At 52.4% G+C, this 24,658-nt stretch carries 22 protein-coding genes and 1 tRNA gene; 8 read left to right on the top strand and 15 right to left on the bottom strand.

Translation table 11 applies throughout. The annotated features are described in order from the left end of the window. Positions 1 to 10: 10 nt before the first annotated feature. A complete protein-coding gene (locus tag YC6258_RS02005) occupies positions 11 to 1,228 on the bottom strand; it encodes an RtcB family protein (RefSeq protein WP_044615566.1) in 1,218 nt (405 codons plus the stop codon). Positions 1,229 to 1,567: 339 nt separating this feature from the next. Here YC6258_RS02005 and YC6258_RS02010 point away from each other — a divergent pair, with 339 nt between their 5' ends. After that, on the top strand, positions 1,568 to 2,023 hold the full coding sequence (locus YC6258_RS02010) for a TerB family tellurite resistance protein (RefSeq protein WP_044615567.1): 456 nt from the start codon (positions 1,568 to 1,570) through the stop codon (positions 2,021 to 2,023). Between the two features lie 26 nt (positions 2,024 to 2,049). Here the strand turns inward: YC6258_RS02010 and YC6258_RS26905 are convergent, their stop codons facing one another. Both YC6258_RS26905 and rtcR read right to left on the bottom strand, forming a co-directional pair. Then, the gene (locus tag YC6258_RS26905; protein ID WP_052829997.1) at positions 2,050 to 2,691 is read right to left on the bottom strand and encodes a DUF1186 domain-containing protein; all 642 of its coding nucleotides are present in this window, start codon (positions 2,689 to 2,691) and stop codon (positions 2,050 to 2,052) included. An 80-nt stretch (positions 2,692 to 2,771) separates the two neighbouring features. Beyond that, a complete protein-coding gene (gene rtcR, locus YC6258_RS02020; protein WP_044615568.1) occupies positions 2,772 to 4,358 on the bottom strand; it encodes an RNA repair transcriptional activator RtcR in 1,587 nt (528 codons plus the stop codon). 270 nt (positions 4,359 to 4,628) lie between these two features. On the opposite strand from rtcR, the gene YC6258_RS02025 reads away from it, so the two are divergent. From YC6258_RS02025 to YC6258_RS02035, 3 genes are all read left to right on the top strand, one after another. Then, a tRNA-Met gene (locus tag YC6258_RS02025) sits at positions 4,629 to 4,704 on the top strand. Positions 4,705 to 4,970: 266 nt separating this feature from the next. Beyond that, on the top strand, positions 4,971 to 6,134 hold the full coding sequence (locus YC6258_RS02030; RefSeq protein WP_044615569.1) for a slipin family protein: 1,164 nt from the start codon (positions 4,971 to 4,973) through the stop codon (positions 6,132 to 6,134). A 13-nt stretch (positions 6,135 to 6,147) separates the two neighbouring features. Continuing rightward, entirely contained in the window at positions 6,148 to 6,915 is a 768-nt protein-coding gene (locus tag YC6258_RS02035; protein WP_044615570.1) for a nucleotidyltransferase domain-containing protein, read from the top strand. A 28-nt stretch (positions 6,916 to 6,943) separates the two neighbouring features. Here YC6258_RS02035 and YC6258_RS02040 read toward each other — a convergent pair whose 3' ends face one another. Then, positions 6,944 to 8,383: an aminotransferase-like domain-containing protein gene (locus YC6258_RS02040; protein ID WP_044615571.1), complete on the bottom strand. Its 1,440-nt coding sequence runs from the start codon at positions 8,381 to 8,383 to the stop codon at positions 6,944 to 6,946. 112 nt (positions 8,384 to 8,495) lie between these two features. Here YC6258_RS02040 and YC6258_RS02045 point away from each other — a divergent pair, with 112 nt between their 5' ends. Continuing rightward, the gene (locus YC6258_RS02045) at positions 8,496 to 9,404 is read left to right on the top strand and encodes an EamA family transporter (RefSeq protein WP_245627001.1); all 909 of its coding nucleotides are present in this window, start codon (positions 8,496 to 8,498) and stop codon (positions 9,402 to 9,404) included. A gap of 145 nt (positions 9,405 to 9,549) precedes the next feature. After that, on the top strand, positions 9,550 to 11,337 hold the full coding sequence (locus YC6258_RS02050) for a cation:proton antiporter (RefSeq protein ID WP_044615572.1): 1,788 nt from the start codon (positions 9,550 to 9,552) through the stop codon (positions 11,335 to 11,337). Positions 11,338 to 11,341: 4 nt separating this feature from the next. Here YC6258_RS02050 and YC6258_RS02055 read toward each other — a convergent pair whose 3' ends face one another. The 8 genes from YC6258_RS02055 to YC6258_RS02090 form a co-directional block, all read right to left on the bottom strand. Further along, the gene (locus YC6258_RS02055; RefSeq protein ID WP_211264612.1) at positions 11,342 to 12,565 is read right to left on the bottom strand and encodes an ABC transporter permease; all 1,224 of its coding nucleotides are present in this window, start codon (positions 12,563 to 12,565) and stop codon (positions 11,342 to 11,344) included. Beyond that, on the bottom strand, positions 12,559 to 13,269 hold the full coding sequence (locus tag YC6258_RS02060; protein WP_044615573.1) for an ABC transporter ATP-binding protein: 711 nt from the start codon (positions 13,267 to 13,269) through the stop codon (positions 12,559 to 12,561). Before YC6258_RS02060 ends, YC6258_RS02055 begins: the two co-directional genes overlap by 7 nt. Next, a complete protein-coding gene (locus tag YC6258_RS02065; protein ID WP_044615574.1) occupies positions 13,266 to 14,633 on the bottom strand; it encodes an efflux RND transporter periplasmic adaptor subunit in 1,368 nt (455 codons plus the stop codon). The genes YC6258_RS02060 and YC6258_RS02065 overlap by 4 nt, the downstream gene beginning before the upstream one ends. Then, complete coding sequence (locus tag YC6258_RS02070) at positions 14,630 to 16,132, bottom strand: efflux transporter outer membrane subunit (RefSeq protein ID WP_082070519.1); 1,503 nt, start codon at positions 16,130 to 16,132, stop codon at positions 14,630 to 14,632. Before YC6258_RS02070 ends, YC6258_RS02065 begins: the two co-directional genes overlap by 4 nt. Before the next feature lie 172 nt (positions 16,133 to 16,304). After that, a complete protein-coding gene (locus YC6258_RS02075; protein ID WP_082070520.1) occupies positions 16,305 to 16,949 on the bottom strand; it encodes an NUDIX hydrolase in 645 nt (214 codons plus the stop codon). Beyond that, a complete protein-coding gene (locus YC6258_RS02080; RefSeq protein WP_044615576.1) occupies positions 16,904 to 17,497 on the bottom strand; it encodes a LysE family translocator in 594 nt (197 codons plus the stop codon). Before YC6258_RS02080 ends, YC6258_RS02075 begins: the two co-directional genes overlap by 46 nt. A 38-nt stretch (positions 17,498 to 17,535) precedes the next feature. Continuing rightward, positions 17,536 to 18,375 (bottom strand): AraC family transcriptional regulator, encoded by an 840-nt coding sequence (locus YC6258_RS02085; protein ID WP_044615577.1) that lies wholly within the window; start codon positions 18,373 to 18,375, stop codon positions 17,536 to 17,538. Positions 18,376 to 18,564: 189 nt separating this feature from the next. Further along, on the bottom strand, positions 18,565 to 18,942 hold the full coding sequence (locus tag YC6258_RS02090) for a DUF7079 family protein (protein ID WP_044615578.1): 378 nt from the start codon (positions 18,940 to 18,942) through the stop codon (positions 18,565 to 18,567). Between the two features lie 299 nt (positions 18,943 to 19,241). On the opposite strand from YC6258_RS02090, the gene YC6258_RS02095 reads away from it, so the two are divergent. Next, a complete protein-coding gene (locus tag YC6258_RS02095) occupies positions 19,242 to 20,369 on the top strand; it encodes an NAD(P)-dependent oxidoreductase (RefSeq protein WP_044615579.1) in 1,128 nt (375 codons plus the stop codon). On the opposite strand, the gene YC6258_RS02100 is transcribed toward YC6258_RS02095, so the two are convergent. Next, complete coding sequence (locus tag YC6258_RS02100; RefSeq protein WP_044615580.1) at positions 20,332 to 20,823, bottom strand: hypothetical protein; 492 nt, start codon at positions 20,821 to 20,823, stop codon at positions 20,332 to 20,334. The genes YC6258_RS02095 and YC6258_RS02100 overlap by 38 nt on opposite strands. A gap of 448 nt (positions 20,824 to 21,271) precedes the next feature. On the opposite strand from YC6258_RS02100, the gene YC6258_RS02105 reads away from it, so the two are divergent. Beyond that, positions 21,272 to 23,761, top strand: coding sequence for a pectinesterase family protein (locus YC6258_RS02105; RefSeq protein WP_052829999.1), 2,490 nt, complete (start codon positions 21,272 to 21,274; stop codon positions 23,759 to 23,761). Positions 23,762 to 23,870: 109 nt separating this feature from the next. Here the strand turns inward: YC6258_RS02105 and YC6258_RS02110 are convergent, their stop codons facing one another. After that, a complete protein-coding gene (locus YC6258_RS02110; RefSeq protein WP_044615581.1) occupies positions 23,871 to 24,188 on the bottom strand; it encodes a hypothetical protein in 318 nt (105 codons plus the stop codon). Between the two features lie 223 nt (positions 24,189 to 24,411). Beyond that, the gene (locus YC6258_RS02115; RefSeq protein ID WP_144407529.1) at positions 24,412 to 24,657 is read right to left on the bottom strand and encodes a hypothetical protein; all 246 of its coding nucleotides are present in this window, start codon (positions 24,655 to 24,657) and stop codon (positions 24,412 to 24,414) included. Position 24,658: the final 1 nt, after the last annotated feature.

The following is a 24,658-nucleotide window of genomic DNA, read 5'->3' on the forward strand; positions in this document are numbered from 1 at the left end:
CACTACACAGTTATCCTTTTACACATACCACTTGTCTCAGGGTATGAACCACTTCCACCAGGTCAGACTGAGCCGCCATAACCGCATCAATATTTTTATAAGCGCTGGGGGTCTCATCCACCACCGCCGCATCTTTTCGGCATTCCACATGGGCCGTCGCCAATGCATGCTCTTCAACACTCACCACTTTCTTGGCCTGGGTACGAGACATCACCCGTCCGGCTCCATGGCTACAACTGCAGAAGCTTTCCGCATTACCCTTACCCCGGACGATAAATGAGCGCGCACCCATGCTACCGGGAATAATTCCCAATTGACCTTCACGGGCGCTCACAGCACCTTTACGGGTCAACCAGACATTTTTGTCGTAGTGGTGCTCTTTCTGCACGTAGTTATGGTGACAATTGACTGCCTCGCGCTCGACGATAACCGGTTTGTTCAGGGTAACCGCCAGCGCTTTCAAAGCCCGTCCCATCATCACCTGACGATTAATACGGGCAAAATCCTGAGCCCAGTCGACCGCTTCAACATAGTCGTTGAAATAGTCTGTTCCTTCGACCAGATACGACAAATCCCGGTCAGGCAACTGAATGAAGAAACGTTCCATTTCCTGTTTAGCCAGGCGGATAAAGTGTTCACCGATCCGGTTACCCACACCGCGGGAGCCGGAATGCAGCATGATCCAGACATCATCCTGTTCATCCAGACACACTTCAATAAAGTGATTGCCGGTACCCAACGTTCCCAGGTGTTTTACATTATTAGTGTTTTTTAATACGGGATGCTTATCGCACAACACCGTAAAACGATCAGCCAGCTGCTGTTGCCAGAATTGACCGACATCCTCCGGAATATCATGCCAGGCACCCGGATCACGTTTTCGGGCTTTTCCTCCACCATGGGGAATGGCACGCTCCAGATTGCTACGCAGTTCTTTCAATGAGTCCGGCAACTGATCGGCCCGGACATCGGTTTTGACGGCCATCATGCCACAGCCGATATCCACACCCACCGCTGCGGGAATGATGGCACCGGTGGTTGGAATCACCGAGCCGATAGTCGCTCCCTTACCAAAATGCACATCCGGCATTGCGGCCACCCATTTATGGATGAACGGTAGCGAGGCGAGGTTTTTCAATTGTTGCCGGGCTCCGTCCTCAAAAGGTACGCCGACGGTCCAGCTTTTTACCGGAACCCCTTTTTCCACGTTGATCACTTCAATGGCCATGATTTACTCCTTTTATTAAACCTGAAACTGTCATTCCGATACGGGTGACAGATTATCTAAACCGACACATTCAACGATGTAACAGGGTATTAACAAGAACAATGCCAAGAACCAAAATAAATATAACTATTTGATAAATAAGACATTTTTATTTTTAACTCAATCACGATCAGCCAAAATTTATCGATATCGATCAACTATGATCATTTTCGAGTGGCAACAAGCCCAATGACATCACGCCCAAAGCCGTGATTACCTGCCCAAAGACTTTGTTTCGCCACAACCACCCCCACATTAAGGGACGACCCAGGCGTATCCTCTATCCAAGGAAACAACGTAATGCATGAAACCCGCACAAATATTCAGCCCTTCTCAGACAGTCAGTGGCGCACTCTCAGCCTGAGCCCGGTGATTATATTTTTACTGGTCGCCGCCGCCGACGGACATATCGATAACCGGGAAAAGCAGCAGTTTGTGGAATTACTGAAAGAGACAGAGAAGCGCCGTTCAGACAGATTGAAAACACTGCTTCAGGACGTGGCCCGGCAACTGACCGATTTATTGATGGTCGTGGCCAGCGAAACATTGGATATGATTGACGTGATAACGGAAACCGTCGATCTGGTGGAACAGCATCTTGAGCCCGAAGAAGCCCTGCTCTTCAAGCAGGACCTGCTCGACTTTGCCACTGAAATTGCCCGCAGCTCAGGCGGCCTGACCAGCGGCACAATTGATCGTCACGAGCAGCAGACGCTGGACCAAATCAGTCACTATCTGCGGCTCAATCTGTCCTGACGATCAGCCATGGAGCGCGACGATGATCAGTCGCGCAATCCCCATTCGGTTTCGACATCCTCCAGATCGCCCACATACGACAAGTCCACGCATTCCAGACTGAACATGTAGCGCACGTCTTCGATCAACTCGCGGGCATCCAGATCCAACAAATGCCCCATCACCATGCCATTGAGCTCATAGTAGCGGGGATACGGTTTACGCATGTACTGGCGAAACATCTCCAGCACTTCGCTTCTATGAGAAGGAAATGCCATGGCTATTTCCGCCAGCGAGTTCATCGAAATCGCATAAGCAAACTGATCCTCACCCTCCCGTTGCAGATACTCAGACAAAGGATTGATGGCTGCCGGTCCGATCAATGCCATTACCTTGTCCAGTTCAGTGATGGCAAAATCATCGCCACTGAAGCGGTCAAAGTTGTTGATCAGACTGTCTATCGCAGTCTCGGCCCGAAGTTGTCCCAGGGTCCGCCAGGCATGTACCGGTGCCCAGGTGGCAGGATCTTTGGGCTCAAGAGTATCGAAATGTTCATCGCATACGACTGCGATCAGATCGGCAATATCAGACTCATCAAACCCATACTGCTCGGGGTATTGGGGCCATGGTGTTGAAATATGAGCTTCTCCCAGCTCGATCAGAGCCTGGATTTTTGGATTAGAGTGCATAGTTAAGGTGTTACCTGAAATAAACCAATGGGACGAACAACAGTATGTAGGGCAATATGTAACACGTCACAGAAATGGTTTCACTGCACCCGTTCAAACTTTAGATCAAACTTGGCCAGATACTGTCGCAATCGATGCGAGTCATTGGCAGAACTTTTCTTTAATCGCGAACGATTGAACAGTTTACGACCCGCCTGAGAAATATTCTGACTGTCCCGACACACCGCCACCACATGACGGAGTTGCTGCTGGTCGAACAGATCCATATCAGCCAGTTGTTCCGGCTCCAGGATTTCTTCCAGTGCCGGTAACGAGTCATTCACCTCTGCCGGTTTCCACCAGGTCAGCAAGCGCTCACACTCCTGTTGAACCAGAGCTTCATTGATACGTCCGCCATCCGAGAGGATACTCATACGCTGAATACAGGCATTGAGATCACGAAAATTACCTGACCACAAAGCCTCAGGACTGGTGGCAAAATCGAGAAATCGCTGCCGCGCGGTCTTGTTGAAACTGACTTTGTAACCCATCTGGCTTTCCGCCTGCTGCAACTCATAATCAAGATTGGGTTCAATATCTTCACGTCGATGCCGCAAACCGGGCAATTCGTAACTCCAGAGATTGATTCGCGCCAGCAGATCCTCCCGAAAACGGCCTTCCGCCACCTGCTGTTGAAGATCCCGATTGGTGCCGGCAATCAGCTGAAAATCGCTGCTGACGGGACCATCCGCACCCACCGGATAAAACGTCTTTTCTTCAATGGCATGCAGCAACATGGCCTGTTCATCCAATCCCAGTTCACCAATTTCATCCAGAAACAACAAACCCTGATCAGCTTTGTTCAACAAACCTTTGCGGGCATTCTGAGCGCCGGTGAACGCTCCTTTCTTATGACCAAACAATGCCGACATGGCACTGTCACCGCGCAAAGTGGCACAGTTCACCGCCACCAGCTCCCCCTGGATCGAGCCACGCATTTTTTTGAGCTCATAAATCCGGCTGGCCAGCTGTGATTTGCCCGCACCGGTCGGCCCGGTAATCAATATCGGCGCCACCGAACGGATTGCTACCTGCTCAATCTGCTGAATCATGGCATTGAACTGGCGATTGCGGGTGGCAATGCCAGATTTCAGAAACTCAGTGCCTTCCAGTTGCCGACGCTTGAAACGGGAACTGATGGCATCGTATTTGGAGAGATCCAGATCGATGAGATGGCACTGACCTGACACTCCATTATCGCCACGCCCAGGCGAGGTTTGCAGCAACACGGCCGGAACATAGTTGGCTTCGCACAACAGAAACCAGCAGATCTGCGCCACATGGGTACCGGTGGTGATGTGCAGCAGGTAGCGCTCCTGATCCGGCTTGAACGGATAATGCTCCACGAAGTCCAGCAGGGTGCTATAGACCTGCTCAAAATCCCATGGATTCTCAAACCGCAGCTCATGCAGCTGCACTTCGGTGTCGGGCGAGACCGTCTGCACGTCCGCGCCGACATTATTGGCCAGCCGATGGTCACGCGCATCGTGAATCAGCTCCAGACGATCCACCAGCAGATCCTCCTGCATGAAGATACCGACCGTCGGCCGCCATTTATTCCAGCGCTTGACCCCTTTACCGCGGGCATCCAGTACGGTGCCCAGCAAACCAATCACAACCGTTTTCATATGATCTATTTCGATAAATGACGATAAATTTCGATCAGTATTCCTAAAGACCGGGTCGGGGTCAATGCTGTACATTTATGCAAGAAATATAAAAAATATTTTAAAAACAATGAGTTATAAATTTTTTTAATACATCAGAACAAGCTGGCACAGAGCTTGGAATAACAATATTGAATGTGATCACTGGCAGCGGCGCGGGTTCTGTACACCCGCCTGGCATCCCTCTCCATGAGACCGGATGTACCGACAGTATCGGACAGTACATTCACACGTTTGATAGCTCATACGGTAGAGCAGTTGACTCATAATCAATGGGTAACGGGTTCGAATCCCGTTCAAACATCCATGGTAAAGCCCTTCCAGGCTCAGGGTTCAAATCCCTCTTTAAATATAAACGGGCGCAAGCCCAAAGCGGTGTGCCGCGTTTATCAGACCCGTTGTCGATAAACCCGGGCATACCCGGACCCGGGAGCTGAAATGCCAGGGGCGCTGGCTGACGCCGGTGGGGGCCAGGGATGGTCGTAGATTCAGGTGTAATCCCCACCGGCCTCAGACAGTCAACCGGCATTCCCTCCCGGCATCTGATCAATATGGATCAAAAAAGGAGTCGTTATGAAATTGTGGACCTCCATCAGCGTGGCTGATGATGAAAGAGTTTTATTGTACCGGGACCGTCAGCTGGTCCGGGTACTGCACAGCGGTCGCTATCGCATGTTTGATCCCGGCCGGCGCTACAGCACAGAAACCCTGTCGCTGCGCGAAGCCGGCGTCAAACATGGCAACCTTGAAGTACTGCTGACCCTGGAGATTTTCCGCGCCGAGGTGGACGTTGAAACCATCGGCCAGGAAGAAGTCGGCATCGTGCGTCTGGATGGACAGGTGAAAGCGGTATTGGAACCGGGATCGCGCTTTGTCCGCTGGCGCAGCAGTGAGAATCTGACGCTGGAATGCATCGACATTTCCAATAACTACCGCATCGCTCCGGCGTTGCTGGCGCAATTGGAACGCTCGGGTGTGAACGGCATCGGCAGCCATAAGGCCTGGATGCAGTTGACCGTGCCGGATCAGACACTGGGTCAGCTGTTTGTGGATGGTCGTCTGGCCGAGACCCTGCCGAGCGGCCGCTATGGTTTCTGGTTGTACAACCGGGAACTCAACACCCAGGTCAGTGACCTGAAGTGGCAATCGGTGGAAATCAGCGGTCAGGAAATTCTGACCAGGGACCGGGTCAGCCTGCGGTTGAACCTGAACGCGGTTTACCGCTTCAGCGATGTGGTGAAGTTGCTGTCTCAGGTGAAAAGCCCTGGTGATTATATCTACCGGCGTTTGCAGCTGGCACTGCGGGAAACGGTCGGTACCCGCACTCTGGATGAGTTGCTGGCGGATAAAAACGCCATCGCCAAAACCATCACCAAATCGGTCAGCGAGCACTTGCAGGAGATGGGATTCGAACTCGAACAGATTGGTATAAAGGACATCATTCTGCCCGGTGATATGAAAGATATTCTGAATCAGGTGGTGCAGGCTCAGAAAACCGCCGAGGCCAACCTGATCCGCCGGCGGGAAGAGACTGCCGCAACCCGTTCGCTGCAAAACACCGCCAGAATGATCGAGGGTAACCCGGTGCTGTTACGCCTGAAGGAACTGGAGGCACTGGAAAAAGTGGCGGATCGGATCGGTCATCTGACCGTATACGGAGGGCTCGAAGGGGTCATGAATGGACTGGTATCTCTGACCGGGGCGGTGAAATCCTCCAACGGTCAAACAACCTCATAACGGGAGACAGACAATGGAACAGAGAATCCTTGCAACGTTGGAGCGGATCGAATGGGAATACGGCGTGGATATCCTCTACGCCTGCGAATCCGGCAGTCGCGCCTGGGGCTTTGTCTCACCGAACAGCGACTACGATGTCCGCTTCATCTATGTGCATCCACTGGATCACTATTTATCGGTGGGCAGGCAGCGGGATGTGATTGAAGAACCGATTATCGATGATCTCGACATCAACGGCTGGGATCTGCGCAAGGCCCTCGGGCTGATGCGCGGCAGTAATCCCAGTCTGCTGGAGTGGCTGCATTCGCCGGTGGTGTACCACAGTCGTGAGTGGTTTGAATACGAGCTGCGGGAACTGGCATTGCAAAGCCTGGATCGCCGGGCGTTGTTTCACCACTATCGCTCAATGGCCGGCAATGACTGGCGAAAAGTACGCAAAGCCGACCGGGAAGTTCCCCTGAAGCGCTACTTTTACATGCTGCGCACCGCGCTGTGCGCGCTTTGGGTGATGGACCCTGACAAACCGGCGATGCCACCGGTGGCATTCGCAGAACTACTGGCGCAAACAGACATGGATGCGGTCGTTCGGGCGACGATCGGGGAGCTGCAAACACTCAAGGCCAGTCTGGCCGAGAAATGCTCGATCCCCCGAGTCGTGGTGCTGGACGACTTTCTCGCCGATGCGTTTGCCCGTATGGATGCGGCCAGTCCGGAGAAAAGAGCGCCGATGCCACTGGCACCATTCGATCAACTGCTGATCAACACCGTAAGGGCGGCCTGACCGCCCTTTTTTTCGTCTGTCAAAACCTTCAGATTGGGACCTTCGGCGTCGCCGCCGATAATTGTCGCGAAACGAGCCGGCATAATTCAGCTAACTGCCAACAGGCGCTATCGGTTTCCTGCTCAGCCTGAAGCGGCCAGCCACAATTGATCCGCAGACAATCGTGATAGACCGGATGGGTACTGAAACAGGCACCGCTGCGGACATCGATATGCTGCTGTCGGGCAGTCTGTTCCAGCGCCACCGCATCCAGACCGGCAATCTGAACCCACAATACCAGCCCGCCTTCCGGTGCACTGACATTGGCATGCGCCGGTAAATGCTGCCGCAGAAACTGACGATACTGATGGATCTGGTGTTGCAGTCGTAGCCGTATTTTATGCAGGTGGGCGCGGTATTCACCCGTGGCGATCAGTTCTCCGACACAGGCCTGCGTCAAAGTGTTCACCCCCAGGCTGGTCAGCCCATGACGGTCCAGATAGGCCTGCTGATAACGCCCCGGCAGACACCAGCCCAGCCGCAACCCCGGCGCCAGGGTCTTGGACATGGAGCCACACCAAAGCATATAACCCTGCCGGTCCCAGTATTTGGCGGGCAGGGTATGGCACTGCTGATGGCCTAATTCGAGATAGATATCGTCTTCGATAATCGGAATCTGATAGCGGGCGGCCAGCTCCGCCAATGCCTGCTTCTGTGCCACCGGCAAAGTGGTACCGAGAGGATTGATATGGGTGGTACTCAGCAAGGCCGCGGTGATTTCCCCGCCGGCCATACAGGCTTCCAGCATCGGCAGATGAATACCGTCATGAGTGACCGGGATTTCGATGATCTTGCGCGACAAAGTCGCCAGCAGATCCAGCAGGCCGCTGAAACAGGGCGAGCAAACGGCGACGGTATCGCCTTCGGTGGTCACGCATTCAAGGGCCAGCCGGACCGCTTCCAGGCAACCGTTGGTGATCACCAGTTCCGATGGCGCAAAGGCAAAATGGTCTTCCCGAAAATGCCGTGCCAGGGCCGTGCGCAATGACAATTCTCCCTGCAGTTCCGGATACCGCAGCAGACCCGGGTGAGAGCGTCGGGCCACCCGGCGGATGGTTCGTTGCAGCGCTTCTCCAGGCTGTAACTCCGGTGCCAGCATGGAGGTGCCCAGAGGATTGAAATGATTGCTGTGGGGATTGTAACCATTGCCTGGTGCGAACCGTTTGGGGTCGCGGCTTTCCATCGGCAGGGTCTCCGGCACCGGAAAATGATCGTCTCCTGTCTGACTGGCGACGTAGTAGCCGGACTGCGGCAGGGCGTAGATCCAGCCAGTTTGCTGCAGGTAGTCATAAGTGCGGGTCGCGGTGGTCATACTCACTTTGTTCTGCCTGGCCATCACCCGCAGCGCCGGCAATCGTGTACCGGCCGGCAATCGCTGCTGCCGGATGTCATCGATCACCCGTTGCGCCAGTGTTTCATAGAGTGTCATGGGTCGTTTCCCGCTGCTCTGATCGGTATGAGCGCAAAATTGTACTCTTATTTTTCACAAAAATTGAATCTGCACCCTTTTTCCAGGATCACCGATACTGTGGATTCGGATCATGAATACTGAGGACACCATGAAAAAACTCGATGTTTTCCTGCTGGTTGCACTGATGGCACTGTGGGGCCTGAATTTCAGTGTGATCAAGCTCGGGGTCAACCATGTCGAACCGCTACTGCTGACGGCCATGCGGTTTGCCTTTGCCAGCTTTCCATTGCTGCTGTTCATTAAACGACCGGACGTGCCATGGCGCTATCTGATGGCATACGGCCTGTCGTTCGGGGTCGGGGTGTGGGGTTTGACGACGCTGGCCGTCTACGCCGGCACCTCGGCAGGCATGGCGTCTCTGTTGTTGGATATGAGTGTCGTCAGCAGTCTGCTGGTGGGATATGTCTGCCTCAACGAACGCATCACCCGGATGAAACTGCTCGGTTCTGCGTTTGCGCTGGCAGGGCTGGCCATCATCATCCGCTTCAATGGTGGCGCAATCACGACCAAGGGACTGATCCTGGTGTTGCTGGCGTCGGTCTGCTGGAGTGTCAACGGACTGATCGTCAAGCGTGCCGGCACCCGGGCTGTGTTCGCCTTTAATATCTGGGCCATGGCATTTGCCCCATTGCCGCTGGTCCTGCTGGCCAGCTGGATTCACGGTCCCCAGGCGATCATGAATCTGCCAGCTAAAATTGATGCCCCGGCACTCTTTTCGGCGCTTTTTCAGGCCTATCCAACCACTCTGCTGGGTTACTGGTTCTGGAACAAAATGATGGTGAAATACAGCGTCTCCAGCGTCGCACCCATGACGCTGCTGGTACCGGTATTTGGCCTGCTGGGTGGTTATCTGTTCTATCAGGAGCAACTGATCTTGCCTCAGGTACTGGCGGCGGTGCTGATTCTGGCCGGCCTGATGATTGGCGAAATGCGCGGCTGGCGTCAACGGCCAGCCAGACTGCAATCAGTAGTGGATTAACGTCGCCAACCGGTCATCGGGTCACATTTTCGCGCCCTTTCCAGGCAATTCGTTGCCATATGAATCGCTATGAACTTGTATATAAAGAGCAGGTCAGGATCATAGCGGTCATACCAACTGTACGGATGGATGGAAAGGAACAGACATGATTGAGTCGTTAAACCCCTCGTTTTTGCTTGCGTTGCTGATGCTGGCAGGTTTTTTCTGTCAGTGGCTGGGGTGGCGCTCCGGACTGCCGGCAATCTTGTTTTTGCTGCTCACCGGGATGGTGCTGGGACCACTGACCGGCTGGGTGAATCCCGATGAGCTGTTAGGGGAGTTGCTGTTCCCGTTTGTGTCTCTGGGGGTTGCGGTGATCCTGTTTGAAGGCAGCCTGACCCTGAAGTTTCATGAAATCTCCGGCCTCAAAAACGTCATTCGCAATATGACCACCATCGGCGTACTGCTGACCTGGGGCCTGATGACCGCCATCACCTGCTGGCTTGCACAGGTCCCGTTGGCGGTGGCCGCGCTGTTCGGTGCACTGATGACCGTTACCGGTCCGACCGTGGTGGTCCCCATGCTGCGCAGCATCAACGCCAAAGCCAATATCGCCAATATTCTGCGCTGGGAAGGCATCGTGGTGGACCCCATCGGTGCACTGCTGGCGGTATTGGTGTTTGAAGCCATCGTCACCGGTGATCAGGCCCATAGCCTGATCGCCTTTGCCCGACTGGTGGGAGCCGGGATCATGCTCGGACTGGTCGGGGCATTGATCATGCGTCAGGCATTACTGAAGCAATGGATTCCGAACTATCTGGTGAACTTTTTCAGCCTGGCAGTGCTGTTGGTGGTCTTTACCCTGGCCAATCATTTTGAAGATGAAGCCGGGTTGGTGGCGGTCACCTTGATGGGCATCGTGCTGGCCAACCTCAAAGGCGTGCATATGGAATCGATTCTGGATTTCAAGGAACACCTTTCCGTCCTGCTGATTTCCATGATGTTCATTCTGCTGGCGGCCCGCATGGACTTTCAGGCCATCGCCGGGCTGGGGTTCGCTGCCATACTGATACTGCTGAGCGCGCAGCTGCTGGTGAGGCCATTGGCAGTATGGGTTTCGACCCTGGGCAGCGACCTGCGGTGGACAGAACGCGCCATGCTGGCGTGGATTGCCCCGCGGGGTATCGTCGCTGCCGCCATTGCCTCATTGTTTGCCCTGAAACTGGCTGAAGCGGGGATTGAAGGGGCTGAAGCGCTGCTGCCACTGACATTTGTCATGATCGTCGGCACGGTGCTGATTCAGAGCTTCAGCGCCGGCTGGCTGGCGAAAAAGCTGGATGTCTCACTGGCCAATGCTCAGGGCGTTCTGATTCACGGCGCCAACAAGATCTCTCTGGCACTGGCGACCAGCCTGCAAAAACAGGGCTTTGATGTGATTGTGGCCGATCAGGACCGCCGCCACATCAACGAAGCACGGATGCTGGGTCTGCGCACTTATTTCGGTAATGTGCTGAGTGAGCATGCAGACATTCACCTGGATCTGATGGGCATGAAAAAGCTGCTGCTGATGAGCCGGCGTGAAGACGGCAACCATCTGATCTTTAACCAGTACAAACACGACTTTCCCGAAAACGGCATCTATGCCCTCAACACGGCGGCTCCCTCCAATAATGAAAAAGCCCAGGTCCGCAAACATTTACGCGCCCGGGTACTGTTCGCCGAAACCTGTACCTGGAGCAAATTATCGAGTTTGTTCAGCCAGGGAGCGGAAATCCGCGTCACCACCATCACCGATGAGTTCACCTTTGCCCGCTACCGGGAGCACTGGAATGACCGGTTTATTCCGCTGTATGCCATTTCCCCGGACAAGAAACTCAAAATCATGGCGGCCGATTCCGAATTTGACATCAAATCCGGATGGCAGATTGCGTCACTGGTCTCAACAGACATGTAGCATGCTATTCATGCCGTAGTGCTTCGATTGGATCCAGCCGGGCAGCCCGATGAGCCGGGAAATAACCGAAAACCACCCCTACAGCGGAGGAAAACACAAATGAGCCTATCATAATGCCCGGATCCATCGTAAATGGCAGATGCATGAACACGGAAATACTGTAAGACAAGCCAACCGCCAGGCCGATGCCCATAAGTCCTCCGAGTGAAGACAACACGACCGCTTCCACCAGAAACTGCCACAATACTTCGTGTTCCAGCGCACCAATTGCCAGCCGGATACCGATCTCCCGGGTTCGCTCGGTCACCGAGACCAGCATGATATTCATGATGCCAATACCTCCCACCAGCAGACTGACACCGGCTACGGCTCCCAGCAACCCGGTCAGGGTCTGGGTGGTGCTGGTCAGGGTTTCAGCCAGTTCGGTGGTATCCATGATGTTGTAGTTGTCATCTTCGTTGGCGGCAATATTACGGCGCAGCCGCAACAGCCTATTGAGGCGGTCTTCGACATGTTCAGAATCGATACCATCCTGCAGTGAAATATAGATCTGCTGGACCTCACGATCACCGGCAATGCGTTTCTGAAAGGTCGGAAAAGGCATGAGCACGATGTCGTCCTGATCATTACCAAAACTGGTCTGACCCTTGGCTTTCAGCACCCCGATAACGGTGCAATTGTAGCTGCCGACCCGTATTTTCTGATCCAGCGGTGACTGATCGGCAAACAGCTCCCCAACGATCGTTTGACCGATAATACAGACCGCACCACCGTTGTTATCTTCGTCTGCAGTGAAGGAGCGGCCTTCGGCAATGACCCAGTTGCCGGCGGTCAGGTACTCATCTGTAGTACCGCGCACGGTGGAGCTCCAGCTGCTGTTGCCATGAATCAGTGTGGCACTGCCGGCACTGACCGGCGCAATGGCCTTGATCCCGGCAATTTCAAGTTCAATCGCGGCGAGATCCTCAAGCTCGAATCCCGGTGACTTGACCCGGTCACGACTACCGGGACCAAACCCCTGGCCGCGGTTGATCATCATCAGGTTGCTACCCAGGCTGGAAACCCGCGCCTTGACCTGCTCCGTGGCACCATTACCGACAGTGACCATGGTAATGACTGCAGCCACGCCGATGATGATTCCGAGCGTGGTCAGGAAGGAACGCAGAACGTTACGCCGGATTTCCTGCAGTGCCAGCTTCAGAGCATTGCCCAACATCAATATCAGCATGACTCCTCCCCCTCACTGCAGGTGTCACTGTCCACCAGCCCGTCAACAAAATGAATGATGCGGTTGCCATAGGCAGCCATATCCGGTTCGTGGGTCACCATCAGAATGGTCTGGCGCTGCTCACGATTAAGTTCGGCCAACAACTCCATGATCTCCTGGCTGCGTTCGGTATCGAGGTTACCAGTGGGTTCATCGGCCAGCAGAATGGCCGGATTGGTCGCCAGCGCTCTGGCAATGGCCACCCGCTGCTGCTGACCGCCGGATAATTCCGCCGGATGATGTTTGGCCCAAGGGGCCAGACCGACTTTATCCAGTGCCGACATGGCAGCCTGACGGCGTTCCCGACGACTGACCCCGCGGTAAACCAGCGGTAGTTCCACATTCTCCAGAGCACTGGTCCGGGCCAACAGATTAAACCCCTGAAATACAAACCCCACATGATGCCGGCGCAACAGTGCCCGCTGGTTGCGGTCCAGTGTGGATACACCGATACCCTGGAAAAAATATTCCCCGGAAGTGATGACATCGAGACACCCGAGAATATTCATCACCGTTGATTTTCCCGAGCCACTGGGGCCCATCACTGAGACAAATTGTCCCGGGTGAATGGCAAAACTGACCCCTTTCAACGCCTGAAACGCCGCCTGACCGAAGCCGTAGGTCTTGGTCACTCCGGCAAAACGAATCAACGCCTGAGAGTTCATGACTGCACCTGGGTGGAATCGGTGATCACCAAATCGCCCACCTGCAGGTCACCCGAAATCACCTGGGTTCTCAGGCCATCGCTGATGCCGGTCTCGATATGTACCGGTACCGGATGGTTGTCACGCAACACCCAGACCGTGGTACTGGCACCTTCAAGACTGCCGTTCATCGTAGTGGTATTAGTGTTCTGTCGGAAGTTTTCTCCCGGCGGTCCTCCCGGACCTCTTCCTCCCGGACCCCGGCGACCACCATCAAGTAAATTGGACAGAAAGTTACCGCTCCTCGCTTTATCGGGCGGTGATACTGACCCACCGGGTGCCGGTCCGAATACCGGCTGATAACGCAGTGCAGCATTGGCGATGGTCAGGGTATCCGTCGCAGATTCCACCGCAATATCGGTTACAGCGGTCATACTGGGTAACAGCAACCGCTCCGGATTGGGAACGGTAAGAATAGTTTCATATGACACTACACTGGTATCACTGTCCTCGGTAGAGGCCAGTCGAATCTGACTGATCTGTCCAGTGAAGCTGCGGCCGGAATAGGCATCCACGGTAAAGGTGGCCTGTTGTCCAAGTTTGATCAGACCGATGTCCGCTTCATCAATATCAACATGCAACTCCATACTGGAAAGATCCCTGGCCAGCAAAAACAACGTAGGAGCCGAGTAGGAGGACGCCACCGTCTGGCCGGGTTCGACATCTTTGGCCAGCACCACGCCATCAATCGGCGAAACAATTTCCGCTTTGCTCAGATCAGACTGCGCTGACTCCAGATTGGCGCGTGCCACTTCCACACTGGCATCAGCACTCAACTGCGCCGCCTGGGCCACTTCCCAGTCGATTTCATAGGCGTTCAGATCCTGCTTGGACGGCACCTTGCCACCGCTCAATTCCCACACCTGAAGATAGTGTTCATACTGGGCCTTGGCCTCCCGTGCCTCCGCCCGAGCCTGCTGCAATGAAGCCTGGGCCGACTTGAGAGAGGCCTTCTTCACCAGTACATCCGCTTCCAGCGTTGAGGTATTGAGTCTGGCCAACACCTGCCCTTTGATAACCTGGTCGTTATAGTCCACATAGACATCGGTGATGATACCGGACAACTCGGAACTGACTTCCACTTCGTCCGTCGGTTCTATACTGCCGGTGGCGGAAACCGTCACTGCCAGATCCCCCTGGATGGCTGCATCGGTCTTGAATACGATATTGACCTGATTCTGTCCGCGACCGAAATAGTAAACCCCCGAACCTCCTGCCAGTAACAGCAGGGCCAGAATGATTCCCCATTTCAGTGCTTTGCGTTTACCGGACGTAGAGGTCAGTCCCAGTTGTGCCAATTGTTCGTTACTTTGATTACTCATCATGCGTCCAATCCATCAGTCGTGGAGGTTAAACCCTGCCAACCTCCTCCGAGGGAGCGATATAGTTCTATCCAGGCAGACAGGATGTCGCCACGGTTCGTGGCCAGCTCATTTTGTGCCGTCAGCAGAGTGGATTGTGCGTCCAGTACGGTTTCGAAATCGATCAGTCCGGCTTCGTAACGGACATTGGCCAGATCCAATGCCAGACTGGCGGAATCCTCAGCCAGCTGCAGAGCCTTTTGCTTATGCTGCTTGCTACTCAGGGTACCGAGCGCATTTTCCACTTCTTCACGGGCACTCAGCAGTGCCGCCCGATAATCCAGCAACGACTGTTGCAGCTGCAGCTGCTGGGATTGCATGTTCTTTTTGACGGTGCCGCCATCAAACAGGCTATAACTCAGACTGGTGGCCAGCCGGGTAATAAAACTGTCGAGATCGAACAGATCACTCACACGAGTTCCACCACCAGTCAGGCTGCCGGTCAGATTGAAGGAGGGATAGCGCTGATTGCCGGCCTGTACCACATTCTCGGCCTGTACTTTGACGGCAAACTCCTTGGCTTTGACATCCGGGCGCTGACGCAGAGTATCAGCCGGAATTCCCAGTGCCATCGAAGCCGGCATGGCCGGCAAAGCCACATATTCTCTTAATTGCCGGCTCAGGCCGTCAGACAACCCACCGGTCAGTACCCACAACCGGTTCATGGCCTGATTCACCGTGTTCTCGTACTCTGGCAGCGACGCGCGGGTCTGCTCCAGTGTGGTTTCCGCCTGGATCACCTCCAGATCAGTGCTGATGCCAGCTTCTTTCTGCCATTTCACAAAGTCATAGCTTTGTTCCTGGATCGCAATGTTGGCCCTGATAACACGCAGGTTTTCCTGTGCACTGCGCAGCTCTGCATAGCTGCTGGCTGTTTCGGCAATCAGACTGACCTGGCTGTAGTGCAGGGTTTCCAGACTGGCAGCCACCGATGCATCTGCTGATTTTTGTGCCGATGCCAGATTACCCCAGAGATCGAGTTCCCAGGATGCACTCAATCCGTCACTGAAAGATTCCGATGAACTGCTGTGACTGATGGATTCACTGGCACTCGCCGTGGCGGAAACCGATGGCACACCATCCACTTTGGCATATTTCTGATCCAGTCTGGCCAGCTGGTAATTGAGTTGGGCGGTTTTCAGGTCAGTATTATTGGCCAGGGTCAACTGCACCAGCTGATTTAACAGTTCATCATCAAACTTCCGCCACCAGCCGGTCATATCTTCTGTCGCCTGACGGTCAGATATCTGTCCGGTCTCACTGTGCCAGTTGTCATCCGGCGAAAATGCATCCAACTGATATTTTGGAGTCATGGTCGAGCAGCCGCTCAACACACATAACAGCAGTCCCATTGGGAACATTGGTTGGCAAGGTAATTTATTGGGTAACAATGGTCGCATGCAGGTGTTTTTACTCACGAATCTTGAATCTGAGCGCGAGAATAACACCGCGTCAGGCTCCATATTGCGCAAACATTGTGGAATAGAAGGGCGTATACAGTTGTGGCCAAAAAGGCACTAGACGTAAGGGGTTATCGCTTATTGGTAATCATGATGCTGACAAAAACGTATCGTTATCAGCATCCCAAACAGATGGTCTGAAAAACGGTTTTCAGGCACTGAACAGCATTGCGGCTCAACTCTCACGCAGACTTTTGCGAACCATGCGCAAAACGGACTCTTCATCCGTCAGCTGATGAATCTCTGACCATGTCAGCCATCGCAGATCGTGGGACTCATCACTCAACACCAGGGCTTCCTGATCGGCTTCAAACCAGAAGCGGATATCAAGATGCAGGTGGGCCGGTTCGGTTTTACGGGCCGGAATCTCGTGAATATCGATGTCAAAAATCTCCGGCTGTACTAACTCCAGTCCAGTGATCCCGGTTTCTTCGCGGGCCTCTCTGAGGCTGGCGGCCGGCAAACTGTCATCATCTTCAATATGGCCACCGGGCTGCACCCAGATATCCAGTTTGCCGTGATGTAACAGCACGGCCTGAGTGCGTTCACGGTTACTGATCCAGGCTGACGCCGTTAAATGTCCTTCGGCGGTATCCCGTTGATGAAAGCGGGGCTGGCGCTGCACAAAGTCCCGGATAAATGCCAGGTCCTGCTGTTCTTTGTCACTGTCAGCCTGATAGGCATCCAACAGGCTAATGATCTCGATACTGTTCATGGAAAGGGCTCTGGTCAATATTCGAAAACCGGGGAGGGTATTCGTTCCACCGGCAATAGTCACCCCCACCATTGCTGATAGACCATCTTTATCGCGACATAACATAACAGAACCGCCATCAACAGGTTGAGATAACGGAAGAACACCGGTCGGATGTAACGATGCATCTGCGCACCCAGGACACTGTATCCACCCGGTGCTCCCAGGGCGAATAGCGCCAGCAGAACCGACCAGATCAGAATATGAATTCCGCTGATGCCTTCTGCCGGAAACTGTACTGTACCGATGGGCAGGGTGGCCATCAGCCCTTTTGGATTCAGCAGCTGCATCCATACACCATCGAGGTAGTGCAGTGGTTTGTCAGCAACACCCTGACGATTCGCGAGATTAATATTGGCACGCAGCAGTTTCACCGCCAGATAGATCATGTAAGCGCCTCCCAGCAAGGCCAGGTAACGCTGCGCTGTTGGACCCAACAACCAGGCACCACTGTAACCAAAGACCAGAAACATCATCAGCATGGCTGTCGAAACACCGGCGCAGAAACCAATCATTGACCTGATCTGCCCCTGCAGACCGGCGTTGAATGCCAACAGGTTTACCGGGCCAGGGGAATACATGATGCTGAACGCATAGGCAAAAACTTCCAACATGTTGTGACTCTTTATGTGTGAATGGGTTAAGGCGATGATCAACAGATGCGCAGATTGCGCTGATATTGTCTGGGAGTGGTACCGTAGACCGGTTTAAAGCGGCGGTTGAAGTGGCTCAGGTCGGAAAAACCATAAAGGTAGGCCACATCTTCCACGGAACCGCCCCGCTCCAGCGCTTTGCGGGCACCATTGATCCGGCGGTTGAGTACGTATTGATAAGGCGTGATACCACACTGACTGCGAAACAAACGTAAAAAGTGGTATTTGGACAGGTTGGCCACCTGGCTCATATCCTCCAGCGTCAAACGGCTTTGCAGATGGGCCTCGATATAGTCTTTGACTCTTTCCAGCAGTCTGTCGGGACGACTCACGGTTGAGCAGGGCTGATAATCACCGCCAAGCTGACACAACCGTTCGGCAATGCGGTAGAGTCCTGCTTCCAGGGTCAATGGCGCCACGCCAGAATCATCCCCAGCCTCCATATTAATAACCTGTTGAAGAATAGCCGCACACAGAACCTCGTCCCGGAGCAGGGTCTGGCTAAAGCGAAAATCGGGGCGGGGGCGTTCCGTGATGCTGTTCAGCAATGGCTGAAGTTGTCGGGGATGCAGGTAAATCATCCGGTAGCGCAGGGTTTCATCAGTGCCGGAATGACCGTCGTGAATCTCGTCTGGATTGAAGAGAATGATCGTTCCGGGTTGGCTCGAATGGTAATGACCGTTATGAAAAAAATCCTGACGGCCTGCCAGTGTCACCCCAAGGGAATACTCCTCATGACTGTGACGCTCATAAGTGAAATCCGCCATCGCGGCGGTCAGCCCTCTGACATCAGGCAGCCACGGATTTTGACTGAACTGAAATACGTTACCCGCCTGCATTGTGATCCCCCTGCCAATGCCTCTGATCCGAATTGAATGCTCATACCCAGATATTAGAGCAATCCCGAGGATGCCGCTTGGACAAAATTGCGTAATATGGTGAGTGCCGGATCCGTGATGCATGGCAGATAGCGATCAGGAAAAAAGGTATCGGGTAACGCTGATATTTTTTGCGGTACAGTAAGGATATCAGGAGCCAGTTGATGCGCGCTGATGTCGCAGGGCCATAATGTCGGTTGCCAGTAGTTTCCACCAGCGGTCCACCTGATGCCGTAAAAACCATAACCGACGCCGGCCGTGACGCTGTTTATTCACAATCCTGCGGGTCAGCAGCTGCGCGCGAACACCTGCCCAGGCCGGAGTTGGCAGGGTAATGAGATTGATTCGGCAGGCAGGAAACACCTCATCGTAAAAAATGGATTCCAACTCGCTCAGCGAATATTTTGAATCCGCACAGACCCGGGCAATCTTCACCAGCTCTTTTTCTTCGTGGGTGTCCATAAACAACAACTGCATGGCATGCCAGATTGGCTCCCGATCCGGGATATCGTTTTCAATTGGGGTCATACAATCAGACTGAAAATCCATTGGTATTATTTAACTTTAGGCAGTTTTTGTCGCTGACACGTAAAAACTTGTAAAACTTGCAGAATTTCATCTTCTATCATCCACCCTGCTTTGCACAGGGTTTTATTTCGGCTGTGTGCGACTCATCACAGAGGAATTTATTCCACCGGGCATTCACTCAGCCAACGTTCAGAGTTAATCTTGTCATCCCTCCATGGTCGTCAATACAAGCGGTATCGATCTGCTGTCTGATCATGTTTTCTGCGATGACTTTCAATGCATTACCGAAAGGAACAAATATGAATTTTACCAAAGATCTTGACTGGATCCGCCGTCATATGCCCAGAACCGCACGTATGGTTTCAAAACTGGGAGACTGTCACGGCAAAAAGGTGGCCATCTGTACACACCTGGATATCAAAATGGTGCCGCTGTACGAAGGCTTTCTGAAACAGGGAGGGGAGTTGTTCGTAACCACCTGTAACCCGACAACGGTTCGTGACGAAGTGGTCTCATATTTGTCCAGTCTCGGAGCCAGGACACATGCCTGGTTAAACATGAGTCAGGGTGACTGGGAACAATCACTGCAACAGGCATTGGACTGGCAACCGGATTACGTATGTGAGTTTGGCGCGGAAATCATGTCCCGGCTGCAACAACGGCCGGGTCAGACGATGAAGGCCGGACTCGAAGGTACCGGCTCGGGGGTTTCCAGACTCAAGCGAGCCGACATGACCTTTCCTGTTTTTAACTGGGACGACCTCGATGCCAAAGAGGGCCTGCACAATCGTCACATGGTGGGCCTGACAGCCTGGCAGGCATTCTTTGAACGCACACGCATGACATTACATGAGAAAACCGTTGTGGTGATCGGCTATGGGCTGGTGGGGCAGGGCGTGGCTTTCTCAGCCAGAGCCTATGGTGGTGCTGTCACGGTGGCAGAGCGAGACCCGGCACGTCGTCTGATGGCTCAATACGATGGCTGGCACGTCAGTGAACTGGATGACGCCATTGCCCAGGCAGATGTGGTCGTTACCGCTACCGGAGCCTGCAATGTCATCACCGCCCGGCATTTACGACAACTGAAAAATGGCGCGTTTGTGATGAACGTTGGCCATGTCAGTGATGAAATTGATACCAGCGAACTGGACCTTAGCCAGGGTGAGGAAGTCCTGCCGCATGTCTACGAATATCAACAGGGCAACAAGCACTTCTTTCTGTTGGCCAACGGAGCCATGTTCAATCTGACCGCCAGTTTTGGTGACAGCCTGAATGCCTTCGACGTTACTCTCGCCATCATGGCATCCGGACTGGTCCATATTTTGGGAGACGGGGCCAAAGCTGATCCCGGTTTTTATCTGTTACCGGATGCGGTCTGGAAACCTGCAGTCAGTGCAATAACACCCGACACCCCGGCATCACAATAAATTCTTCCAGTTGTTCCAGAACCCCGGCCATTCGTTGGTCGCGGTTCTGTACCAGCAACAGCTTCATTCGCTGAAAGGAGACCTTCACGGCCTCCTCAAGGGTTTGCGCATCGCCATTTATCTGCGCCCCCAACAACCTCTCACAATGTTGCAATAACAACCGCAGATACTCACTAACCAGAGACCAGTGTCCCAATACCGACAGACAAATCACCAGATGATGACATGAGTACAACAGGTTATTGATCATTTCAGACGCGCCGACCACCTCATGCTGATGCTGCACAGCCAGTACGGCAATTTCGTAAGCTGCTCCCAGCTTGCGGCAGGCCAGTTCCCAACTTTGCGCCTCCATGGCCATCAGCCCGGCCAGCTTCAGGTGCTCAAACTGCTGATAGGCCTGAAGCGGATCCTGTGCGACCAATAACTGATGATGACTACAGATGAATCGCATAACTTGCCTCATGCTTTAAATGATAATGATTATCATTTATAAACAAACGGGCCACATAATACAAGCAGGATTTCACGGCAACTGACTTGAATCACAAACAGCCTGACCCACACAGAAAAGGAATCAACCTGATGCAGACATGACTTGAACCGATACCGCTAATGAGTAAATTCTGTTACAAAATCAACCGGCTCGCCCGACTCTGAATCTGATAGTTAATACAACGTTATGCACTGAATCATCCATACGCGATTGACGCCGTGTGACCGGATGTAACGCAAACACTGTGATCCGGATTTCATTTTGGCAATCAATATCGGCCAAAAGTGATCCGAATCAGCAAAAAAGCAACATTAAACTGTATTCGAAGTTAAGATATACCTGCATGATCTAAAGACAGATCAGTAATCCAGTTTCCAAAAACAATTCCAAGCAGGATTATCAAAACATGAATTCAAAAACCCTAAAAGCCATTCTTGCGGCCGGATTTTTGCTTGCCGCAAATGGCATGACAGCAACCACCGCATATGCAGCTTCTGACATGACTGATACCTCAGAAAAACAGACTCTTTCCAACGCAGACAGTCCAACCGGTATCTGGCAATGCCCGGATTCCGGTTTGTACTTCTGTGACGATTTCGCCACCGGCAGCACCAATAACTGGAACCTGCTGCCGCAGACCGAAAACAGCATGATACCCGATGGCAGTTTTGACCTCGTTAATGATGCAGACAACTATGTCCTGCGCTATACCGCCGATAAATCCGGTGGCGTTATTGCGCTGGTTAAACCATCAGCTTTATCCATGCTGACAACGGCAGACTATTACGTTGAGGCGAAAATCAGACCGCGTTACAACTCGACAGCTGCCAACAAGCAACTTTATTTGCTTGGTCGCTATCAGGACGGTAACAACTGGTATGCCGGAGCGATGAACATTCAAAATTCCGTCGGCAGCACCCAGGTGGAAATTGCCAAAATGGTCAACGGCGAACTGACGCGTATGCAGCGAGTCAAAACACCGATTGAACAGGGTGCAAAAGATGCCCTGGACGGACAATGGTACTACCTGCGTCTGGTACTGAAAGGTGACACCCTGACGGTTTATCTCGATGGCGATCAGATTGCCTCCACTACCGACACGAGTTTCACAGATACCGGCATCATCGGTCTCTGGACATCCAATAAATCATTCGAAATCGATGATGTCCGAGTCGGTAATGCCGACGACCTTCCTGCATCTATCGTGTTGTCTCCCAGAGATACGGAATACAGCGCTGAAGTTGGAGATACGCCCAAGGTCGTTGAAGTCAGTACCCGTACAGAGACCGGAGAAAATGATACCTTTACCGTCACCTCAAGCGATTCGAATGTGATTGCCATCAGCACGGCAGGTAATCAGGTTACCCTGACACCCGTGGGATCAGGCACCGCCACGGTCACATTTATCAGCGGCTCAAATCTGGTTCGAAAAATCAGCGCCACCATTGCACCACAATTTGAAATGCCAACCGCAGTCTATAATTTCTGCAATGAACTCACACCCGCCTCAGGCGAATTCAATACCTATGAAGATACCCAGCTCAAAATCAGATTTGATTCTGAGGTAACACTGGGAGAGGGATCCATTCGCATTTTCAGAACCAGCGATGATGTCATGGTGGACAAAATCAGTCTGATCAATGAATCAGACAACATAGGCTACAACCCGGTACGTACCATTAAAACCAATCAGGTCAGAATCGATGGCAACATTGTCCGTATCACCCCACACGCCAATACTCTGGAGCACGGTGTCAACTACTATATCGCCATAGCTAAAGAAGCATTCACCGGTGCAACATTGGCAGGACAAGTATTTGAGGGCATTGGAAAAAACAGTGGCTGGACCTTTACCACCAGAATCAACGGACCAGATACCAACAAGACCACGCTGGTGGTTAACGATAATGGTCATCATGCTGACTTCCGGTCAGTACAAGGCGCACTCAACTTTATCATGCAGAACGTGGCAGCAGATACACCTGCTACGGTGTATATCAAAAATGGCATATATGAAGAACCGCTGTACCTTTACGGCAAAAATAACATTACCTTGAAAGGTGAAAACCGGCGTAGAACCATCATTCGTTACACCATCAATGAGAGCATGAACTCGGGTACCGCAGGACGACCATTATTCCTGATAGAACAGGCAGATATGGTCAGACTGGACAACCTGACACTGAAAAACACCACACTGATCGGGGAAGGGCACCAGGCTGAAACGCTATTCTTTAACAGCCCGGACGGTCGACTGATTGCCACCAACGCAGACTTTTTCAGCGAACAGGACACTCTGAACCTTAAGGGCTGGACCTGGTTCTATAACACATTGGTTGCCGGAAATGTTGATTTTATCTGGGGCTACAGCAAAGTCTCCTTGTTCGAAAACAGCGAAATCCGCACGTTGGGAGATTCACGGGGTAATGGCAGCGGCGGATACGTCCTTCAGGCCCGGGTGGAAAATGAAACCGACAAAGGCTTTGTCTTCCTCAACTCAAAAATCACTCGCGGTAACGGTCCGAACGGCGACCCGGTCCTGGACAATACTACCTACCTGGCCCGAAGCGGCGGTTGCAGTGGCTGTTACGACAATATCGTGTTCGTCAATACTTACATGGACGCCCATATCAAACCCGTCGGCTGGCTAAACGATCCATTACCCACACCACAAATAGCCAATGAAAATGCGGGTTGGCGGGAATACAACACAATGGATCTTAACGGCCAGGAACAAGACCTTTCAGAAAGACTCGAAACCTTATCTTACGAAATGAACGAAGAGGAAGTTCTGAATGGCTACAGCACGAGAGAACAGATATTTTCCGCCTATAACAACGGCGAAGGATGGGAGCCAATGAAAGACATATACAATCATTGGCCGAGGTTTAAATAAATAGATTAAGGGATTAAGCGTGTTTGATGCAGGGATGCATCGCTTTGAAGCATTCAATAGTATGACAGTCCGAAGGCGTCATATATGTCCTTTTTATATCTCCCTCTGGTTAGAAATTCAAAAACTTTAATGCAGCCAAAGCGATACAAATCACTATCGATGCAGCACTTAATCTATTCAGTATATTTAGACTTTTTGCAATAGACTTCACTTTTTCATCTTCAAACTTTAAATAAGGCTTTACATTGAAGTATCTAATACGATTAAGGTGTAACCTAAAGGCATTATCATCATACAGTCCAAATTCTATCAATTGGCTATCATCCAGCTTTTCAATAGCCAAAAAGAACTCGCGTTGCAATGAGTTATATTTATTGACAAGAAAAATCGATATTACTAAAAACATTAAGAAAAATATGCTTATCATACCTATCACCGTCAAAACTTCTGATCAAAGCCAACCGCAAGCATAGTCCCACTGCTACCAAATACTAATCCAACACCGCCTTTGAAATTCGCGCCGCCAGAGCCAAGAGTACCACTAACTTTTGTACCAAAGATTCCTCTAGCAGGAGCGGTCCACGAAAATTTATCGGTAATGTTTAGATCTGACGGACCTCTCTCTCCGATTGGAAAGTTATAATCAACTGTTAACGATAAGCTGCGCCTTTGATTAACCCCGATCCAGCAAAGAACTTTGCATCACCAGCCCCATTAATAGAAAAATCAACCCTATAACCAGCATTGTTTTTTCTAAGAGCTAAGGAGCCTGTAAAGGAATAACGATCGAGCTCGTCAAGAGAATCTACAAACCTAAATAGATCCTCTCTCACGCCTCCATCTAGCATTCGATTCCAGAAAAAGCCTGCAAATGAGTCTTCAGATACCTGAGGCAAA

It is taken from the genome of Gynuella sunshinyii YC6258 (assembly GCF_000940805.1).
Classification (GTDB): Bacteria; Pseudomonadota; Gammaproteobacteria; order Pseudomonadales; family Natronospirillaceae; genus Gynuella; species Gynuella sunshinyii.

Excerpts from the sequence above, each read along its gene's own strand:
- YC6258_RS02005 (WP_044615566.1), bottom strand. The coding sequence starts at position 1,228 with ATGGCCATTGAAGTGATCAACGTGGAAAAAGGGGTTCCGGTAAAAAGC.
- YC6258_RS02010 (WP_044615567.1), top strand. The coding sequence starts at position 1,568 with ATGCATGAAACCCGCACAAATATTCAGCCCTTCTCAGACAGTCAGTGG.
- YC6258_RS26905 (WP_052829997.1), bottom strand. The coding sequence starts at position 2,691 with ATGCACTCTAATCCAAAAATCCAGGCTCTGATCGAGCTGGGAGAAGCT.
- rtcR (WP_044615568.1), bottom strand. The coding sequence starts at position 4,358 with ATGAAAACGGTTGTGATTGGTTTGCTGGGCACCGTACTGGATGCCCGC.
- YC6258_RS02030 (WP_044615569.1), top strand. The coding sequence starts at position 4,971 with ATGAAATTGTGGACCTCCATCAGCGTGGCTGATGATGAAAGAGTTTTA.
- YC6258_RS02035 (WP_044615570.1), top strand. The coding sequence starts at position 6,148 with ATGGAACAGAGAATCCTTGCAACGTTGGAGCGGATCGAATGGGAATAC.
- YC6258_RS02040 (WP_044615571.1), bottom strand. The coding sequence starts at position 8,383 with ATGACACTCTATGAAACACTGGCGCAACGGGTGATCGATGACATCCGG.
- YC6258_RS02045 (WP_245627001.1), top strand. The coding sequence starts at position 8,496 with ATGAATACTGAGGACACCATGAAAAAACTCGATGTTTTCCTGCTGGTT.
- YC6258_RS02050 (WP_044615572.1), top strand. The coding sequence starts at position 9,550 with ATGATTGAGTCGTTAAACCCCTCGTTTTTGCTTGCGTTGCTGATGCTG.
- YC6258_RS02055 (WP_211264612.1), bottom strand. The coding sequence starts at position 12,565 with ATGCTGATATTGATGTTGGGCAATGCTCTGAAGCTGGCACTGCAGGAA.
- YC6258_RS02060 (WP_044615573.1), bottom strand. The coding sequence starts at position 13,269 with ATGAACTCTCAGGCGTTGATTCGTTTTGCCGGAGTGACCAAGACCTAC.
- YC6258_RS02065 (WP_044615574.1), bottom strand. The coding sequence starts at position 14,633 with ATGATGAGTAATCAAAGTAACGAACAATTGGCACAACTGGGACTGACC.
- YC6258_RS02070 (WP_082070519.1), bottom strand. The coding sequence starts at position 16,132 with ATGGAGCCTGACGCGGTGTTATTCTCGCGCTCAGATTCAAGATTCGTG.
- YC6258_RS02075 (WP_082070520.1), bottom strand. The coding sequence starts at position 16,949 with ATGTTATGTCGCGATAAAGATGGTCTATCAGCAATGGTGGGGGTGACT.
- YC6258_RS02080 (WP_044615576.1), bottom strand. The coding sequence starts at position 17,497 with ATGTTGGAAGTTTTTGCCTATGCGTTCAGCATCATGTATTCCCCTGGC.
- YC6258_RS02085 (WP_044615577.1), bottom strand. The coding sequence starts at position 18,375 with ATGCAGGCGGGTAACGTATTTCAGTTCAGTCAAAATCCGTGGCTGCCT.
- YC6258_RS02090 (WP_044615578.1), bottom strand. The coding sequence starts at position 18,942 with ATGACCCCAATTGAAAACGATATCCCGGATCGGGAGCCAATCTGGCAT.
- YC6258_RS02095 (WP_044615579.1), top strand. The coding sequence starts at position 19,242 with ATGAATTTTACCAAAGATCTTGACTGGATCCGCCGTCATATGCCCAGA.
- YC6258_RS02100 (WP_044615580.1), bottom strand. The coding sequence starts at position 20,823 with ATGCGATTCATCTGTAGTCATCATCAGTTATTGGTCGCACAGGATCCG.
- YC6258_RS02105 (WP_052829999.1), top strand. The coding sequence starts at position 21,272 with ATGAATTCAAAAACCCTAAAAGCCATTCTTGCGGCCGGATTTTTGCTT.
- YC6258_RS02110 (WP_044615581.1), bottom strand. The coding sequence starts at position 24,188 with ATGATAAGCATATTTTTCTTAATGTTTTTAGTAATATCGATTTTTCTT.